Source organism: Streptococcus mitis (assembly GCF_002096735.1).
Classification (GTDB): domain Bacteria; phylum Bacillota; class Bacilli; order Lactobacillales; family Streptococcaceae; genus Streptococcus; species Streptococcus mitis_CZ.
This window is the reverse complement of the sequence record NZ_NCVC01000017.1, coordinates 27,465-45,195: the sequence shown is the minus strand read 5'-3', so window position 1 is coordinate 45,195 and position 17,731 is coordinate 27,465. Positions and strand designations below refer to the sequence as shown.

Below are 17,731 nucleotides of genomic sequence, written 5' to 3'. Positions count from 1 at the left end.
TAACTCTTTTTTAAAGTGCTTACATGGAGACAGCAACATAAAAAATCCCCTCAAAAGAGGAGATTTGATTAGTCTTGAATATGACGGTCTAAGTTCTTCTGATAATCAGCATTGGATTTGCCTTTTTCATCAGCAAATTTCTTGCGGAACTCATCCATTTCTTTGGAAGTGACAATTTTATCTTGGAGTTTAAGATATTTATAACTGTTATCTCCTGTTTTGTCACCAATCCAACCATCAGCACCACTACCTAGTACTTTCTTCGTTACTAACATTTGGGCACCGTCTGAGTGTACAGGAATAACTAGAGCACTATCTGTTAACCAAGCTTGCGCCTTAGCATATTTAGAATAACGTTTTTGCAGATCTGTTTTTTCACTATTTGCATCATCAATCAATGCTTTGTATTTATCCAATCCAACTGTTTTAATGGCTTGATTGTCTGTTCCTGGTGCTACACCAAGAGAGCCGAGGAGACTTGGACCTGAAGTTGGATCAAATACATCTAGATAAGTTGATGGATCTTCATAATCCGGACTCCAACCACTATTAACATTAATGTCCCAATCAACATTATTATTTGATGTTGCTAGAACAGTCATGTTTCCCAATTCATCATCAGAAACCTGTTGAATGTCAACAACTACATTTTCAGAGCCCAAGGCTTCTTCAATGGATTGTTTATAAGACTGAGCTTGATGGATAAAATCTGTCTGAGTAGATGAAACTGGAAGATCTAAATGAATTGGGAACTGTACTCCATCAGCTTGAAGAGTTTTCTTAGCAGATTCAAACTTAGCTTTAGCCTTGTCTACGTTATGAAGTGAATCTTGCGCATCATCAAGACTGACATCTTTCCAGACATTATCCAATTTATCCAATTCTATCTTAGTTACTTGACCAAACGATTGGTCTCCAACTTGTACAAATGTTGGAGGAGTGAAACTTGTACGTAATTTACGAGGCGCCACTTCATCCCCAAACACCTGAGAAACAGCTGCTTTACGATCTGCAGCAAATGCCAAGGCTTGACGGAAATCTTTGTTTAAAAGTGCTTTCTTAGTAGAGGATTTTTCTACATCACTTGTTTTAGCAGTATGATTGTATGACACACGATCAATATTAATAGACATATAGAATACGCCACCTCTTTGTTGACCATATACAATATTATCCTTGTATTTTTCTTTTAGACGTTCATAGTTGGCAGAGTTTTTAAAGAGTGGAGCAGCTGGATAATGTCCCTCATCAAAACCACGTCCTAGAGAGTCTGCATCTTGACCATCAAAGAATGATAACTTGATATCATCAATAAAGACATTTTGCTTATCCCAGTAATTTTGGTTTTTGGTCATTTCGATAGAAGATTTCGAAGTAAGCCCCTTAAGAAGATATGCCCCATTGTATAGTATACTCGTTACATCAGTGGCCTTACCAAAATCATCTCCTTTAGATGCCAAAAAATCTCCACTCACGGGAGCAAGGACTCCCATTGTTGTTTTTGAATTCCAGAAAGATTCTGGATGGTTCAAAGTATAAACAACAGTATAATCATCTGTTGCTTTCACGCCTACGGTTGAGAAATCTGTTGTTTTCCCATTTACATAGTCATCCAATCCTTTGATAGAATCCTGTACCAAATAGAGAGCCTGTGATTTCTTATCAGCTGCATGCTTAAGACCAGTTACAAAATCCTGAGCCTTAACTTCACCATACTCCTCTCCCTCATTGGTATACCACTTGACACCCTGACGGATTTTATAGGTATAGGTCAAACCATCTTTGGAAACAGTCCAATCTTCTGCAACTGATGGGACCAGATTCCCATATTGATCATTTTCTAATAATCCATCAATAACATTACCTGTAATCTGTTTAGTGCTGACATTACCAGAAACTGTATAATCCAAAGTAACAGGATCTAATGAGAATACATAGGCATAAGTAACTGGTTTAGTTGCTGGTTTAGTTGCTTCTTTATTACCATTACCAGATGAACACGCTACTAGCACTGCTGCCGAGAGTACAGCAACTCCTGCTGCTAAGAAAACACGTTTTTTCATAAACAAACTCCTTTGCAATTTGTATAAGATTATTATAGCACTTTTATTAAGTAAATCAATGAAAACATTTCTAATATTATCATCAAAAGAATTAGGTAAAGCTCTTGCTAATCTTGATTTCTTCATACTTCCATTTTTGTGATATAATAGTCTTATCTTTATATAGAGGTAAAGTTATGAAAGAAACTGTTTATTTTGGAACTTATACACGTCGTACTTCCCAAGGGATTTATAAGGCAGACTTTGATACAGAAACTGGTCAGCTTTCAAATCTAGAACTTTTTGCTACTGAGCCAAGTCCAACCTACCTTGCCTTTGACCAGCATCAACATTTATACACTGTTGGTAGTCAAGACGATAAGGGTGGAATTGCAGCCTATCAAACTAATGGTACCTTATTAAATCACGTCGTTGAAGAGGGAGCCCCCCACTGTTATGTTGCCGTTGATGAAGAGCGTGATTTGGTGTACGCAGCAAACTATCACAAGGGACAGGTCCTTGTTTATAAACGTCAGGAAGATGGTTGTCTTCTACTTAGTGATGTTGATCAACACAGTGGCCAAGGTCCACATGAAAATCAAGCTTCTCCACATGTTCACTATACAGATTTAACACCTGACCACTATCTAGTGACCTGCGACTTGGGTACTGACCAAGTAATTACTTACGATCTTGATTCAGAAGGAAAATTATCTAAGCTCTATACCTATCATAGCCAGCCAGGAGCAGGCTCACGCCATATTATTTTCCATAACCATTATAAAATCGCTTATCTCATTTGTGAACTCAATAGCACTATCGAAGTTCTAATCTACGATGGTGTTGGCGAATTTGAACGCATGCAAGTCATTTCAACTCTACCAGACGGTTATGAAGGCTTTAATGGTACTGCTGCTATTCGTCTCTCTAAAGATGGTAAATACCTCTACGCCTCTAACCGTGGTCATGATTCTATCGCAGTATATACAATTCTTGCGGACGGTAGCTTAGAGTTGTTAGAAATCGTTCCGACACATGGTCAGACTCCACGTGATTTTGATTTGACACCGGATCAAGAATTTGTCATTGCTGTCCATCAGGACTCTGACAATGCAACTGTCTTTAAACGCAATTCTGAAACTGGACGTCTAGCAGAACTTTCTAATGACTTCCATGTCCCAGAAGCAGTCTGCATCAGTTTTGCCCCTTAAGAAAACATAAAAAATGAACTTGGTAACTCAAGTTCATTTTTTTCTTATAGTCTATTTCCGACATTAATACGGTTAATGGCACGTTGCAGTGCAATCTTCGCACGACGTTCTTGGTCAATCAAGTGTTTGTCTTGTGCTTCTTCAATTTCACGCTCTGCTCGAAGTTTGGCACGTTCTGCGCGACTAACGTCGATATCACGAGCACGTTCTGCAGAGTCAGCAACGATTGTGATAACACCATTAGCAACTTCGATAACACCTCCGTTCACTGCAATCCAGTTCACGTGATTTTCATTATCTACACGTTTAACCTTAACCTCATCAACTGCTAAAACTGCAATCATATTTTCATGTCGTGGCAAGATTCCCATCTCACCATCCAGAGTTCGAACTGATACAAAGCTGGCATGGTGATCATAGACGAGACCATCTGGTGTCACGATCTGGACAGTTAACTGAGCCATAGATCACCTCTTAAAATCCCATTTTTTCAGCTTTCGCAATCACATCTTCGATAGAACCAACCCCACGGAAGGCATCTTCTGGCAAGTGATCGTGTTTACCATCAAGGATTTCCTTAAAGCCACGAACAGTTTCAGCAACTGGAACATAAGAACCTGGCTGGCCAGTAAATTGTTCCGCAACGTTGAAGTTTTGTGACAAGAAGAACTGGATACGACGAGCACGAGCAACCAAGGTCTTTTCTTCATCAGAAAGCTCATCCATACCAAGGATAGCAATGATATCTTGCAATTCATGGTAACGTTGAAGAACACGTTTTACTTCAGCAGCAACTGCATAGTGCTCTTCTCCAACGATTTCAGGTGCCAAGGCACGTGAGCTTGAAGCAAGTGGGTCAACGGCTGGGTAGATACCCAATTGTACCAACTTACGTTCCAAGTTGGTTGTTGAATCCAAGTGAGCGAAGGCTGTTGCTGGCGCTGGGTCAGTATAGTCATCCGCTGGCACATAGATAGCCTGGATAGAGGTTACAGAACCCTTTTTAGTTGATGTAATACGCTCTTGCAATTGACCCATTTCCGTAGCAAGTGTTGGTTGGTAACCAACGGCTGATGGCATACGACCCAAAAGGGCAGATACTTCTGAACCAGCCTGAGTGAAACGGAAGATATTATCGATAAAGAGAAGCACGTCTTGGCCTTCCACATCACGGAAATATTCAGCAATTGTCAAACCAGTAAGAGCAACACGCATACGTGCTCCTGGTGGCTCATTCATCTGACCAAATACCATGGCTGTCTTCTCGATAACGCCTGATTCTTTCATTTCCCAGTAAAGGTCATTACCCTCACGAGTACGTTCCCCAACACCGGTAAATACTGAAATACCACCGTGTTCTTGGGCAATGTTGTGAATCAATTCTTGGATTAAGACGGTTTTACCAACTCCGGCACCACCGAAAAGTCCAACCTTACCACCTTTAAGGTAAGGGGCAAGAAGGTCGATAACCTTAATCCCTGTTTCAAGGATTTCAGAAGAGGTAGACAACTCATCAAAAGTTGGAGCTTTTTTATGAATTGGCTGACGCTCTGCATCTTCTGTAAAAGGAGCTTCCAAGTCAATGGTATCTCCCAAAACATTGAAGACACGTCCCAAAGTTTCTTTACCTACTGGTACAGAGATTGGACGACCTGTGTCCAATACTTCCATTCCACGAGTCAAACCATCTGTTGATTCCATGGCGATAGTACGAACCATACCATCTCCCAACTCCAAGGCTACTTCAAGGACGATTTTTGTTTTTCTTTCGTCATTTTTGTAGACGACAAGTGCATTGTTAATCTCAGGAAGCTTTTCCCCTGTTGCAAACAAGACGTCTACAACGGGACCGATAACCTGAGCAATTTTACCTGAACTCATCTCCTTCTCCTATTCTATATAAGATACTGTCGGTTCCTAGCTCAACTAGGTCCTAATACTCTTCGCAAATCAAATTCAAACCACGTCAGCGTCGCCTTACCGTACTCAAGTACAGCCTGCGGCTAGCTTCCTAGTTTGCTCTTTGATTTTCATTGAGTATAAGTTCATTTTCATACGAGCTGGACTAGAGCCTATTCTAAGGCACTAGCTCCTGCTACGATTTCTGTAATTTCTTGTGTAATCGCCGCCTGTCTGGCACGGTTATACTGAATTGTCAAATCATTAATGACTTTCTTAGCATTATCTGTCGCTGTTTGCATGGCGGTCATACCGGCAGCATTTTCAGCTGTCTTAGCATCGATAATAGCACCGTAAATCATACTTTCTGCAAACTGAGGCAACAACTGCTCCAAAATTTCTTCTCGACTAGTTTCCAATTCAAAGGTCAAGCTGTAACTGTCGTCTGCTTCATTTGGATCCAAGTCAACAATCGGAAGCATTTGTTCCACACGCATTTGACTGGTTAGCGTATTGACATGGTGGTTATAGCAGACATAGAGTTCATCAAAAAGTTCATTTTGGTACATTTCAACAGTTTTTGAAATAATCTTACGAACTTCATCAAAGCTTGGTTGATCTGCCAAGCCACGTAGTTCATAAAGTGGTTGAATACCACGAGCTTTAAAGAAATCAGCTCCCATTCCACCAATACAGATTATTTCAAAACCTTTACCGTCTGGATGGTATTCTTCTTTCAGCTCCATAACAGCTTTCAGAATAGAGGAATTATAACCTCCAACCAAACCGCGGTCTGAAGTAATGACGATATAGCCTGTCTTCTTAACTGGACGACTAATCAACATCGGATTGGTTGAACTACCAGCTCCATTACCATGAAGAATATCCGTCAAAAGTTTACGAACTTTCTGAGCATAAACTTGGAAGTTGCGAGCAGCTTCTTCAGAACGACCTAGCTTAGCAGCTGATACCATCTGCATGGCATTAGTGATTTGACTCGTATTTTTTGTTGAGGCGATTTTTGTTTTAATATCATTTAGAGATACTGCCATCTGACACCTCTATTCTTATTGGAAGCTGGTTTGATTGAGAAACTCTGTAATCGCAGCATCCAAGACTGCTTCTTCTGGCAAGTCTTTTGTATCACGAATGGTTTCTAAAATCTCTGGATGTTGAGCGTCAAAGAAGGCATGGAACTCTTCCTCGAAACGAACAATTTCATCTACTGGAACAGTATCCAAGAAACCATGTGTCAAAGCATAGAGAATGGTTACTTGTTTCTCAACAGGCAATGGTTTGTGAACAGGTTGTTTCAAGACTTCAACTGTACGACGTCCACGGTTCAACTTAGCCTGTGTTGCTGCGTCCAAGTCAGAACCAAACTTAGTGAAGGCTTCCAACTCACGGTATGAAGCAAGGTCGATACGAAGTGTACCAGCAACCTTCTTCATGGCTTTGATTTGTGCAGAACCACCTACACGAGATACAGATGAACCCGCATCGATGGCTGGACGAATACCTGCATTGAAGAGACCATCACCAAGGAAGATTTGTCCATCAGTGATTGAAATCACGTTGGTTGCGATATAGGCAGAGATATCTCCTGCTTGTGTCTCGATAAACGGTAGGGCTGTAATGGATCCACCACCAAGTTCATCAGAAACTTTAGCTGAGCGCTCAAGCAAACGGCTGTGAAGGTAGAAAACATCCCCTGGGAAAGCTTCACGACCTGGAGGACGACGAAGCAAGAGAGACAGTTCACGATAAGCTACCGCTTGTTTTGAAAGATCATCATAAACGATCAAAACATGCTTACCTTGGTACATAAATTCTTCTGCCATGGCAACCCCAGCATAAGGAGCTAGGAAGAGCAATGGAGATGGTTGTGAAGCAGAGGCTGTCACAACGATTGTGTAGTCCAAGGCACCGTACTGACGTAGTGTTTCTACTTGCGTACGAACTGTTGATTCTTTTTGTCCAATCGCTACGTAAATACAGATCATATCTTGACCTTTTTGGTTCAAGATTGTATCAATCGCAATGGTTGTTTTCCCTGTCTGACGGTCACCGATAATCAACTCACGTTGACCACGACCAATCGGTACAAGGGCGTCAATAGCTTTCAAACCAGTTTGCAATGGTTCTGATACAGACTTACGTTGCATAACACCGGGAGCTGGTGCTTCTACTGGACGAGTTTTATCAGTGTGGATTTCTCCAAGACCGTCAACTGGACGACCAAGTGGGTCCACAACACGACCAATCAGACTTGCACCTACTGGGACTTCCATGATTTTACCTGTACGGCGGATTGTATCGCCTTCACGGATATCTGTAAAGTCACCTAGGATGATAATACCGACGTCTGTTGACTCCAAGTTCTGAGCCATCCCATAAGAGCCGTTTTCAAAGATCAACAACTCTCCACTCATGGCATTTTCAAGGCCGTGAGCACGCGCGATACCGTCCCCGATATAGGTTACAACACCTGTTTCAGTCACATCAAAATTGGGTTTGAAATTTTCAATTTGTTGCTTAATTAAAGCGCTGATTTCTTGTGCGTTAATTGCCAAAAGAACACCACTTTCTATTTCAAATTTTCTTTAACAACTTTAAGTTGTTGTTTAATACTCACATCAATTGTCTTGTGATTGGCAAAAATGACAAAACCACCAATAAGACTTTCATCGATTTGTTCTTTTACACTCCTTACTTTAAGAGACATTTTTTTCTCAATCAAAGGGAGCAAGCGACTCTTTTGTTCATCAGTTAAAGGATGAGCTGACGTAATCGTCACTTCAAATCGATTTGTTTCTTTTTCAAGTCGGTTCAAGCAATCTACAAGAATATCATAAAAAAGATTTGCTCTGTGATTGTAGATAAGAACCTGAATAAAGTTTTGCAATAAAGTCGACACTGAATCTTGGAAGAACGCAATCGTTTTTTCCTTGTCAGACTCGTCTACTGCCACTTTTTTTAAAAAAGAAGGTAAACCTGTTTCTTCAGCAACTTGCTTGATTTGAGCTAAGTCTGAAAAGATACGGTCTTCTTCTCCTTTTTCTAAAACCAATTGGACAAAAGGCATGCTGTATTTTTCAATTACCTTTACTGTTTTCTTGTCCATTAAGCTTCTCCTAGCTGATCGATATACTGATCAATGAGTTCTTTATGGGCATGACCGTCAAGGTTTTGTGAGATGATTTTACCAGCCAAGCTGATTGTCAAATCTGCTACCTCACCCTTAACGCTTTGTAAAGCTTCAGCTTTATTTTGAGCAATTTCTTGGTTCGCTTTTTCTTTCAAGCGTCCTGCTTCTAGCTTAGCATCTGCTAAAATACTAGCTTTGCTTTTCTCAGCTGTTTCTTTCGCATTCTCAATGATTGTCTTAGCTTCTTTACGGCTACCAGCCAATTCATCTTCGCGTTTTTGAGCCAATACTTCTGCTTTTTGACGTGCTTGTTCAGCTCCGTCAATATCTGCTGCAATTTTTTCTGCTCTTTGTTCGAAAATGCTAGCCAAATTTGACCAAGCATATTTCTTAACCAAGACTAGCAAGAGAATAAAGGAACCAGCGATTAGTATAAAATCACCAAGTAATTCACCTACTGTTACATTCATAAACTACTCCTTTCTATTCTTCATCATTAATTTTATTTCCTAGGTACATTGAAGATAACAATGTAAATACATATGCTTGTACACAAGAAATAAAAACAGAAAATGCAGTCCAGATTAGATTTGTTCCAAAAGCAATAGGATACCAATAGAAGGCCTGATGAGAAAGTAGGACTAACATACTTGCCATCACTTCCCCTGCAAAGATATTACCAAAGACCCGCAATGCAAGTGAAAGGAGATTGGTAACTTCTTCCAAGAGATTCATTGGTGTCATAAAACCTGGTGTTACAAATGCTTTTAAATACTTTTTGATTCCACGACGACGAATTCCTTCTACGTGGGTCATTAAGATAATTGTAAAAGACAAGACCAAGTCAAATGACAAATTTGCTGTTGGTGAGGTCCAAAGATTTACACCATCTGTAGTCTGAATTCTAGCCATTAAGCCAATATTATTTGCAATGGCCATAAATAGGAATAAACAGAAATAAAAGAGAGAATAATCCTTTATCATTGGACCAAGGTTTGATTTTGTAAATCCAACAACAAAATCAAATAAATACTCTAATACATTTTGTTTTCCTGTGGGTCTCAAAGTCATATTTCGAGTTGCCCAATAAATAAAGCCAAAAATAAGTGCTACAGTCAACAAAGTCAAAACTACTATGGTTAAATTAAAGGTAACAGGACCAATATTGATGGTTGGATTAATACTTTCTTCCATCTAAAATCCTCCCTTTTTCAATTTATACTTCTTTTATTTGATGATAAATGAAAAGACAAGAGTAACGAAGAAAGTACCTTCAATAAAGGCAACCCCTAGGATCATCAAACTACGTAGTTCTGAGATGATATCTGGTTGGCGAGCAACTGATTTCAACAAACCGTTCATCAACATACCTTCACCAAGAGATACACCCATACAGGCAAGACATAGACCGAAAAATGTTAAATTCATGACGAATTCTCCTTTTAATTAAAATTTACTTACTTAGTTTAGTCCTAAAAATTGAATTTGTCAACTTTTTACTTACGTTGAAAGCGTTTAATGAAAATTATTTACATTTTTACTATTTTTTAGCTTATTATATAGAAAAATTTGGAAAAAACTTGTAATAAATCCCTCCATTATCTAGATCTTTCTGAAAAATAATGAAAAAATCCGAGATGAAATCTCGGATGGAAATTAATATATTTTCTTTAACCTAATGTTCTTTTAATAAGTAGGATTAAAGGGAAAGCAACTAGAAAGCTTTCGTCTCCTACATGCTTATTAAGCACGAACTGTGACGCTGGTGCCATCTTCTTTATAAAGATTGATGAGTCCTTCTTTGAGAGCTCGAACCATATCTCCAGCTTGAACAGGTTGTGGGACTTTGATTGTCAAGAGTTCCATTGGATTTGGAGCGCGGTCAATTTTATTGCCTTTGGCATCATGTAAATCTTCGATATACGTTTCAAAATGACGGAAACCTGGGCCATAAAACTCAACTTGGTCGCCTTCATTAATGACGTTCCGTTGGCGAATGGTCGCTGTTTGCGTCGCATCATCATAAGAAACCACTTCAGCGACAAACTTATACTCAGGAATTTTACGACGAGCACCAAATAACTGTTCATTTTCAGATGGTGTACCGTAGTAGAAACCTGTTGCCAATTCACGTTGGGCAACCTTCCACATTTCATCAATCAAGTCTTGCTTGATAGCTTCAAATTTTTCTGGACTTTCTAGATAAGCATCAACAGCTGCCTTGTAGCAGTTGGTTACTGTTGATACGTAGTGAATAGACTTCATACGTCCTTCGATTTTTAGACTGTCCACACCATTTTCAATCATATCTGGGATATGGTCAATCATGGACATGTCAACAGCTGACATTGAAAATTCTTCTGGGATTTCCCCTTTCAAACTCTTGCGTTCTTTCCCAAATGGCATATCGTAAAGATCATACTTCCAACGGCAAGACTGAGAGCAACCGCCACGGTTAGCATCACGCATACTCATATGGTTTGAAAGAGTACAACGACCAGAGTAAGAAATACACATGGCTCCGTGGACAAAGGCTTCAATCTCAACATCTGTACGTTTGCGGATTTCTGCCAATTCTTCCATTGAAACCTCACGCGCCAAAACGACACGAGTTAAGCCCAGTTCCTTCCAAAACTCAAGAGTTTCATAGTTTGTGGCACTTGCTTGGGTAGAGAGGTGGATTTCAAGACCTGGTGCTTCTGTAGCCGCAATCATAATCAAGGCTGGATCAGACACGATAACTGCCGCAATGCCGATATCACGTAGTTTACGGAACCACTCACCAGCACCAGCTTCATTTCCTTCGTGCATAACCATGTTGGCAGCCACATAAACCTTAGCACCATACTTAGCCGCAAACTGGACACCTTCTTCCATCTGTTCGAAAGTAAAGTTTCCGGCACGGCTACGAAGACCATAGGCCTGACCACCGATAAAGACAGCATCTGCTCCATACTGAACAGCTACTTTTAGCTTCTCTAAAGTCCCTGCAGGTGATAAAACCTCAGGACGTTTTAATGTTTTTGTCATGTTTTCTCCTATTTGCAATATAAAAGTTTGACGTTTTTCTTTCTCATTTTATAGTAAATAAGTGATAAAATCAAGCCTAGACAGATTGTTTTGACAATTCTAATCTTTTAATACTCTTCGAAAATCTCTTCAAACCACGTCAGTTTCGCCTTGGATTGTATATGTGACTGACTTTGTCAGTCTTATCTACAACCTCAAAATACTGTTTTGAGAAACCTACGTCTAGCTTTCTAGTTTGCTCTTTGATTTTCATCGAGTATATGCTTTGCATAATGACTGATAAACTGTCGAAAATTAACTCAGTTTTAACAAGTAATCAAAAAGTCAGATAAAGTAAAAACCAGTATCCAAAGATACTGGCTAATTAAACTACATGAAATAAGCTAGTCCTTAAATGACTACTCCCACTCAACGGTTGCAGGTGGTTTACTTGTAATATCGTAGACGATACGGTTAACGTGGTCCACTTCGTTTACGATACGTACAGAAATCTTTTGAAGAACTTCCCAAGGAATCTTTGCAAAGTCAGCTGTCATACCATCGATAGAAGTGATCGCACGGATTGCAATCGTATAGTCATAAGTACGACCGTCACCCATAACACCAACTGAACGAACGCCTGTGTTCACTGTGAAGTATTGCCAGATATCGCGGTCAAGACCTGCTTTGGCAATTTCTTCACGGAGGATAGCGTCTGATTCGCGAACTGTTTCAAGTTTTTCTTCAGTTATTTCACCCATGACACGGATCGCAAGTCCTGGTCCTGGGAATGGTTGGCGCCATACGATATGGTCTGGCATACCAAGCTCTGTACCAAGGGCACGAACTTCATCCTTGTAAAGAGTGTTGAGTGGTTCAATCAGTTCAAATTGCATGTCTTCTGGAAGACCACCCACGTTGTGGTGTGACTTGATAGTTTGAGCTGTATCTGTACCAGATTCGATAACGTCTGTGTATAAGGTACCTTGAGCAAGGAATTTCACATCTTTGAGCTTACTTGCTTCGTCATCAAAGACATACACAAATTCGTTACCGATGATTTTACGTTTTTGTTCTGGGTCAGAAACGCCAGCAAGTTTGTCAAGGAAACGTTTAGCAGCGTCTGCTTTGACGATATTCAAACCAAACTTACCACCAAGCATGTCCATAACTTGGTCAGCTTCTCCTTTACGAAGAAGACCGTGGTCTACGAAGATACAGATCAATTGATCGCCAATAGCCTTTTGGAGAAGAACTCCAACGACAGATGAGTCAACCCCACCTGAAAGGCCAAGAAGGACACGTTTATCACCGACGGTTTCACGGATTTTTTGAATCTGCATATCAATGAAGTTATCCATTGACCAGTCGCCTTTAGCTTTACAGATGTTAAGGGCAAAGTTACGAAGGATATCATTTCCGTATACAGAATGACGAACTTCTGGGTGGAATTGGATACCATAAATGTGTTTATCTGGGTTTTCAATGGCTGCGTATGGGCAGTCAGCAGATGTACCTGTACGAACAAAGTCAGCAGGAATTTCAGTAACCGCATCACCATGGCTCATCAAAACAGTCTGCTCGTCTGGTGTTGATTCAAAAAGAGCTGATGGTGTGTGAGTAAGAGTTGATTGACCGTATTCACGATTTCCAGCATCACCTGCAGGAACAACTTTTCCTCCAAGTTTATGAGTTAATAACTGCATACCATAACAAATTCCCAAAATAGGAATTCCAAGTTCGAAGATTTCTGGGTCAATATCAAATGAACCATCTTCGTATACAGAGTTTGGTCCGCCTGAAAGGATAATTCCTACAGGATTGATTTCACGAACTTCAGCAGCTGAAATTTTATGGCTTTTTAGTTCTGAAAAAACACCAATCTCACGGATACGGCGTGAAATCAGCTGGTTGTATTGGCTACCATAGTCCAATACGATGATTTTTTCGACATCTTTCAAATCAGTTGAAATGTTGCTCATCTTTTTCCTTTCTCAAAAGAAATATCTTTTTTCAATATTCTATCACAAATAAGGGCGAATTACCAACTAAACAAGGCGAAGTTTGACTTTTTCTAGTTTATTGGGGTACAATAGAGAAAAGATAGAAATGAAGTGAAAAATATGCTACCCGCTTATATGAAAATCCATGATCAGATAAAAAAAGATATTGACGAACATCGTTGGGCCATTGGCGAGAGGCTTCCCAGTGAACGAGATTTAGCAGAGCAGTTTGCGGTTAGTCGCATGACTCTCCGCCAAGCAATTTCCCTCTTGGTCGAAGAAGGTGTTCTGGAGCGCAGAGTTGGAAGTGGCACCTTTGTGTCTAGTACTCGAGTACAAGAAAAGATGCGAGGGACAACCAGTTTTACTGAAATTGTTAAGTCCCAAGGTAAAGTTCCCTCTAGCCAGCTCATTTCCTACAGAAAAACCATTCCCAATGAGCAGGAAGTTGCTAAACTAGGAATTTCTCCTACCGAAAATATTATCCGAATGGAGCGGGTTCGCTATGCCGACCAAGTTCCTCTAGTTTATGAAGTTGCTTCTATTCCTGAAAAATTCATTAAAGACTTTAAAAAAGAAGAAATCACCAGTCATTTCTTCCAAACCTTGCAAAAACACGGCTACCGTATAGGCAAATCTCAACAGACCATCTATGCTCGCCTTGCTAAAGAAAAGATTGCCCACTATTTGGAAGTTGAAAAAGGACATGCTATTCTTGGTTTGACTCAGGTTTCCTACCTAGAAGATGGTACTGCATTTGAATACGTAAAAAGTCAGTATGTAGGCGAACGCTTTGAATTTTATCTTGAAAATAATTAGATTACTAGGCAAAAACTCTCTGTCACGGACAAAGAGTCTTTTTATTTTTCTAAAAGTAAATCTTTCAACGAAATCAGAGTTACTGCAATTAATATCATTGCCATACCAAGAAAATCAATGGGATAAAATTGTTCATTCATAATTAGGAAAGCAAAGAAAACTGCCGAGATTGGTTCAATTGAAGCCAACAAGCTTGACTTGACCGGTCCTATCAGACTGGCTCCTTTAAGGAAAGCTGTATAGGCAAAGACAGTCCCGATAAGGATAATTCCCGCAAAAGCGAGGAGAAAATCAAGACTAGTTGGGATAGTAGCCTCTAGAACCCCTGTAAAAGGAAGGGCGACCAAACCAGCTATGACCATTCCCACACCAATGACCAAACTGCTCCCCCACTTCTTAATCAAGGATATGGGCAAAATGATATACAGGGCGTAAGTCAGAGCAGAAAAGAGACCCCATAACAGGCCTGCAGGTGTCATGGATAACTGGTCCAACTGCCCATGAGTTGCAATCAGGAAGGTCCCTCCGATGGCTAATATGATAGAAACTATCTCTCCCAGTGTCGGTGCCACCTTATCCTTGATACAGCTATAAATCAAAATCCCGACAGGACAAACATACTGAAGCACCGTCGCGGTTCCTGCATTGGTTTCCTGAATAGCAGTTAGATAGGCGAATTGGTTGAGGAAGAGACCAATTAGAGCAAAAATAAGAAGAGACAGCAAACTCTTTCTATCCTTTAAAAAGGCCAGCATTCTATCCTTTGCAGTAGCATAAGCCAAGACCATGAGAATCCCACCGGCGATTAAAAGTCGTAAGTTAGTTAAAACCAGAGACGAAATTCCATGTGCCATCAGGTATTGGCCACTCGTTCCTGACAAGCCCCAAGCAATCCCAGCCACAACTGTTAATAGAGTCCCTTTTAAACTGTTTGACATGTCTCTCCTTACTCTTCTTTGCGAATCAAGTCCATCACTTGATTGCGGTCAATAATCCATTGAGCTCTCTCATCCTTTTCATAGGTACGATTCGATAGGAAAATGACCGCTTCTTGCTTCTGACGATTCCACATGATAAAGGTACCTGTATAGCCCGTATGGTCTAGCCAATCTCCTTCCAAATTCCATGCTAAAGAACGTTCCTTGTCATCCAAAGTAGAAAAATTTTGACTCAAATCTCTTGCAAAATCATCTGCTAAATAGTGTTCTAAAAAAATTTGTAAATCCTTTACAGTCGAAAACAAACCAGCACTACCAGCATGTCTGCCTAGGAGGCGAGCCTTGGGATCATGTACCAGACCTGCCTCTACACCTCTAACTGTTGGAACAGCAAGTTCAACAGGACCAAACTGGGTTTCCGTCATTCTCCAAGGATTCCACACTTGTTCTTGTAAAATCACATCCAAGTCTTGATTAAAGATTCTTTCCAAGATAAAACCTAACAGCAAAAAATGGACATCCGAATAAAGAAAGGCTGACTGACTTCGTCTGTTGAGATGAAACATCGCGTCCTTTAATTCTGAGGCTGCTAAAAGATCCCTATTGGGAATAAAAGGATCAAGATCTGTAGAGTGGGTTAAGAGCTGACGAATAGTGATGTCTGGATAATCACTTTCAGGTAAAAAATCTGTTACCGGTCTATCAATATCTAATTGACCTTTATCCCACAAGAAGGTCAAAACTGTGCCAACCCCAACAACCTTGCTGACACTAGCTAGGTCATAAACAAGTCCTGCTTCAGTCTGCAAGCCATGCTCTGGGTCACTCTGGCCTAAATAGAACTCCGTCCATTGATTGTCCTTAAAATACGCAAAAGAGGCTCCGGGATAGATCCCTGCCTCGATTTGGTCTTCTATTTTTTTAATAATCTTGGTCCACTTCATACTTCTTCAAACCACAATTCAACATTATTTCTATCTTTACCAAGGAAGAATTTTTCAGACTTAGGAATAAAATATTCAGTAGACTCAAACTTCTTACGAAGACTTGCTATATCTAGTTCATTGACCAAGAACTTGAGCATAGATAAGTCCCAAGTAATCGTATTGTCCACAGTCAAATCCTGCCCCTGAGCTGGAATAAAATCAAGGGATTCCCCAATTTCAGATAGTTCCAAGACACTATCTACATCCGTTGGGAGGTGTAATTCCATAGAAATCTCAAATTTACTTAAAGAAATTGACTCCAGATCTGTTTGAAACTCAGATTTTTCTCCTACTTCTACTAGATTTTCTCTGTCATCTTCCGCATGAATCAAAACCAAATCATCTTCTGGAGAGTAAATTTCAAAAGCGTAGCCGTTTTGACCTTTATATAATTGATGAATCGAATCTGTTTTAGATAAGAGTCCTTCAATTTCTAAGGGATTTTCCACTTTGACAATCAATCTAGCTAGTTTTTTTCTTCCCTCTACCTTACGAGTACGCATACTGGGAGCTTCTTCTAAAACCAGCTTTTCTAGACCTGTTTGATCACCTAGTGACAGAAAGGCTGACTCTTCTAACAAGGCCTTCATGCCAAGGGTTTCTATATAAAATGTTTCATTTAATTTTCTATTATTAACTTTTAAAGTAGGAATAATCCGTACAATCTGATTTACATTCATAAACTCCTCCAACTCTTTTATTTTAAAGGATTTTAGAATTTTTTACAAGAAATTATGCTCAGATTTACCTTTTTTTCGTAAAATTTCATCTAAAAAACCGAGGATTTCCCCGGTTTCAATTTCTTATAGGTAAAGGAATTTGAAGATAGCTACTGCCGCAATTGCTGCTGCAATCGGTGCTACTACTGGTACCCAAGAGTACCACCATTTTGAATCGCCTTTGTGCTCACCAAGAACTGATTTTGGAAGGAAAGCATGAAGGAGACGTGGCCCCAAGTCACGGGCTGGGTTCAAGGCAGGTCCTGTAGGTCCACCAAGTGATGTTACCAAGGCCATAACAAGGAATCCAAGTGCTAAGTGAGCTACTGAAAGTCCTGAAGCAGTATGTGGTGCTACTTGGGCTTTGATTGCTAAATCAGAAAAGTCAACATTTTGACCTGCTTGACTAGCCATTTGTTTCATGTATTGAAGCACTTCAGAACCAAAGAAGTTTTTAGTCATTCCAAGGGCTGCAAAGAAAAGAACAAATGATCCAACAAACTCATTTACAAAACCATTAACAGTTGCTGCAAAACGTGATTCTTTTGTACCATTATCCAAACTTGAAATTGTTGAGAAAGTACCCAAAATGTTGTTTGGATTTTCAGTTTTCAAGTAGTATGGGCGGTGTGTTGCCACAACCAAGGCTTGACCAAAGATAGCACCCAAAACTTGTGCGATGATATAAGGTGCAACTTGTGCCCAAGGGAAAAGACCGCTGATTGCAAGTCCAAGAGTGAAGGCTGGGTTAATGTGGTTTCCAGATACGTTACCAAACATTAACGCTGGGATCATAACCCCCATACCATAACCAACAGCGATAACGATCCAGCCACTTTGGTGACCTTTCGTACCTTTAAGTTCAACGTTGGCAACTGCACCATTTCCAAGAATGATCAAAATAGCAGTTCCCAAAAATTCAGTGGCATATTTAATTGCCCATGTGAAATCCATTTG

At 40.0% G+C, this 17,731-nt stretch carries 17 protein-coding genes; 2 read left to right on the top strand and 15 right to left on the bottom strand.

The annotated features are described in order from the left end of the window. Positions 1 to 68 precede the first annotated feature (68 nt). On the bottom strand, positions 69 to 2,063 hold the full coding sequence (locus B7703_RS07250) for a peptide ABC transporter substrate-binding protein (protein ID WP_084924221.1): 1,995 nt from the start codon (positions 2,061 to 2,063) through the stop codon (positions 69 to 71). Positions 2,064 to 2,239: 176 nt separating this feature from the next. Between B7703_RS07250 and B7703_RS07245 the strand changes: the two genes are divergently transcribed. Then, positions 2,240 to 3,253 carry a lactonase family protein gene (locus B7703_RS07245; RefSeq protein WP_004256587.1) on the top strand — a complete coding sequence of 338 codons (1,014 nt, stop codon included), beginning with the start codon at positions 2,240 to 2,242 and terminating at the stop codon, positions 3,251 to 3,253. Between the two features lie 44 nt (positions 3,254 to 3,297). Here B7703_RS07245 and B7703_RS07240 read toward each other — a convergent pair whose 3' ends face one another. The 10 genes from B7703_RS07240 to guaA all read right to left on the bottom strand — a co-directional run bounded on the left by B7703_RS07240 (position 3,298) and on the right by guaA (position 13,291). After that, the gene (locus B7703_RS07240; RefSeq protein ID WP_024057645.1) at positions 3,298 to 3,717 is read right to left on the bottom strand and encodes a F0F1 ATP synthase subunit epsilon; all 420 of its coding nucleotides are present in this window, start codon (positions 3,715 to 3,717) and stop codon (positions 3,298 to 3,300) included. A gap of 10 nt (positions 3,718 to 3,727) precedes the next feature. After that, positions 3,728 to 5,134: a F0F1 ATP synthase subunit beta gene (gene atpD, locus B7703_RS07235; RefSeq protein ID WP_084924219.1), complete on the bottom strand. Its 1,407-nt coding sequence runs from the start codon at positions 5,132 to 5,134 to the stop codon at positions 3,728 to 3,730. Between the two features lie 191 nt (positions 5,135 to 5,325). After that, positions 5,326 to 6,204: a F0F1 ATP synthase subunit gamma gene (locus B7703_RS07230; RefSeq protein ID WP_084924218.1), complete on the bottom strand. Its 879-nt coding sequence runs from the start codon at positions 6,202 to 6,204 to the stop codon at positions 5,326 to 5,328. A gap of 15 nt (positions 6,205 to 6,219) precedes the next feature. Further along, positions 6,220 to 7,725 (bottom strand): F0F1 ATP synthase subunit alpha, encoded by a 1,506-nt coding sequence (gene atpA, locus B7703_RS07225; protein ID WP_084924216.1) that lies wholly within the window; start codon positions 7,723 to 7,725, stop codon positions 6,220 to 6,222. 14 nt (positions 7,726 to 7,739) lie between these two features. Further along, the gene (locus B7703_RS07220; RefSeq protein WP_049502213.1) at positions 7,740 to 8,276 is read right to left on the bottom strand and encodes a F0F1 ATP synthase subunit delta; all 537 of its coding nucleotides are present in this window, start codon (positions 8,274 to 8,276) and stop codon (positions 7,740 to 7,742) included. Next, a complete protein-coding gene (gene atpF / locus B7703_RS07215) occupies positions 8,276 to 8,770 on the bottom strand; it encodes a F0F1 ATP synthase subunit B (protein ID WP_020902744.1) in 495 nt (164 codons plus the stop codon). Before atpF ends, B7703_RS07220 begins: the two co-directional genes overlap by 1 nt. 13 nt (positions 8,771 to 8,783) lie before the next feature. Then, complete coding sequence (gene atpB / locus B7703_RS07210) at positions 8,784 to 9,494, bottom strand: F0F1 ATP synthase subunit A (protein WP_000392870.1); 711 nt, start codon at positions 9,492 to 9,494, stop codon at positions 8,784 to 8,786. A 33-nt stretch (positions 9,495 to 9,527) separates the two neighbouring features. Continuing rightward, positions 9,528 to 9,728 (bottom strand): F0F1 ATP synthase subunit C, encoded by a 201-nt coding sequence (locus B7703_RS07205; protein ID WP_001054560.1) that lies wholly within the window; start codon positions 9,726 to 9,728, stop codon positions 9,528 to 9,530. A 315-nt stretch (positions 9,729 to 10,043) separates the two neighbouring features. Beyond that, entirely contained in the window at positions 10,044 to 11,330 is a 1,287-nt protein-coding gene (locus B7703_RS07200) for a peptidase U32 family protein (RefSeq protein ID WP_000169065.1), read from the bottom strand. Positions 11,331 to 11,728: 398 nt separating this feature from the next. Continuing rightward, entirely contained in the window at positions 11,729 to 13,291 is a 1,563-nt protein-coding gene (gene guaA / locus B7703_RS07190) for a glutamine-hydrolyzing GMP synthase (protein WP_061759029.1), read from the bottom strand. A 141-nt stretch (positions 13,292 to 13,432) separates the two neighbouring features. Here guaA and B7703_RS07185 point away from each other — a divergent pair, with 141 nt between their 5' ends. Next, positions 13,433 to 14,131 (top strand): GntR family transcriptional regulator, encoded by a 699-nt coding sequence (locus B7703_RS07185; RefSeq protein ID WP_000936183.1) that lies wholly within the window; start codon positions 13,433 to 13,435, stop codon positions 14,129 to 14,131. A gap of 41 nt (positions 14,132 to 14,172) precedes the next feature. Here B7703_RS07185 and B7703_RS07180 read toward each other — a convergent pair whose 3' ends face one another. The 4 genes from B7703_RS07180 to gla all read right to left on the bottom strand — a co-directional run bounded on the left by B7703_RS07180 (position 14,173) and on the right by gla (position 17,728). Next, positions 14,173 to 15,069, bottom strand: coding sequence for a DMT family transporter (locus B7703_RS07180; protein WP_084924215.1), 897 nt, complete (start codon positions 15,067 to 15,069; stop codon positions 14,173 to 14,175). Positions 15,070 to 15,077: 8 nt separating this feature from the next. After that, positions 15,078 to 16,013 carry a serine hydrolase domain-containing protein gene (locus tag B7703_RS07175; RefSeq protein ID WP_045611889.1) on the bottom strand — a complete coding sequence of 312 codons (936 nt, stop codon included), beginning with the start codon at positions 16,011 to 16,013 and terminating at the stop codon, positions 15,078 to 15,080. Then, on the bottom strand, positions 16,010 to 16,735 hold the full coding sequence (locus B7703_RS07170) for a CppA N-terminal domain-containing protein (protein WP_045611891.1): 726 nt from the start codon (positions 16,733 to 16,735) through the stop codon (positions 16,010 to 16,012). The genes B7703_RS07175 and B7703_RS07170 overlap by 4 nt, the downstream gene beginning before the upstream one ends. Positions 16,736 to 16,858: 123 nt before the next feature. Next, entirely contained in the window at positions 16,859 to 17,728 is an 870-nt protein-coding gene (gla, locus tag B7703_RS07165) for an aquaglyceroporin Gla (protein WP_000348101.1), read from the bottom strand. Positions 17,729 to 17,731 lie beyond the last annotated feature (3 nt).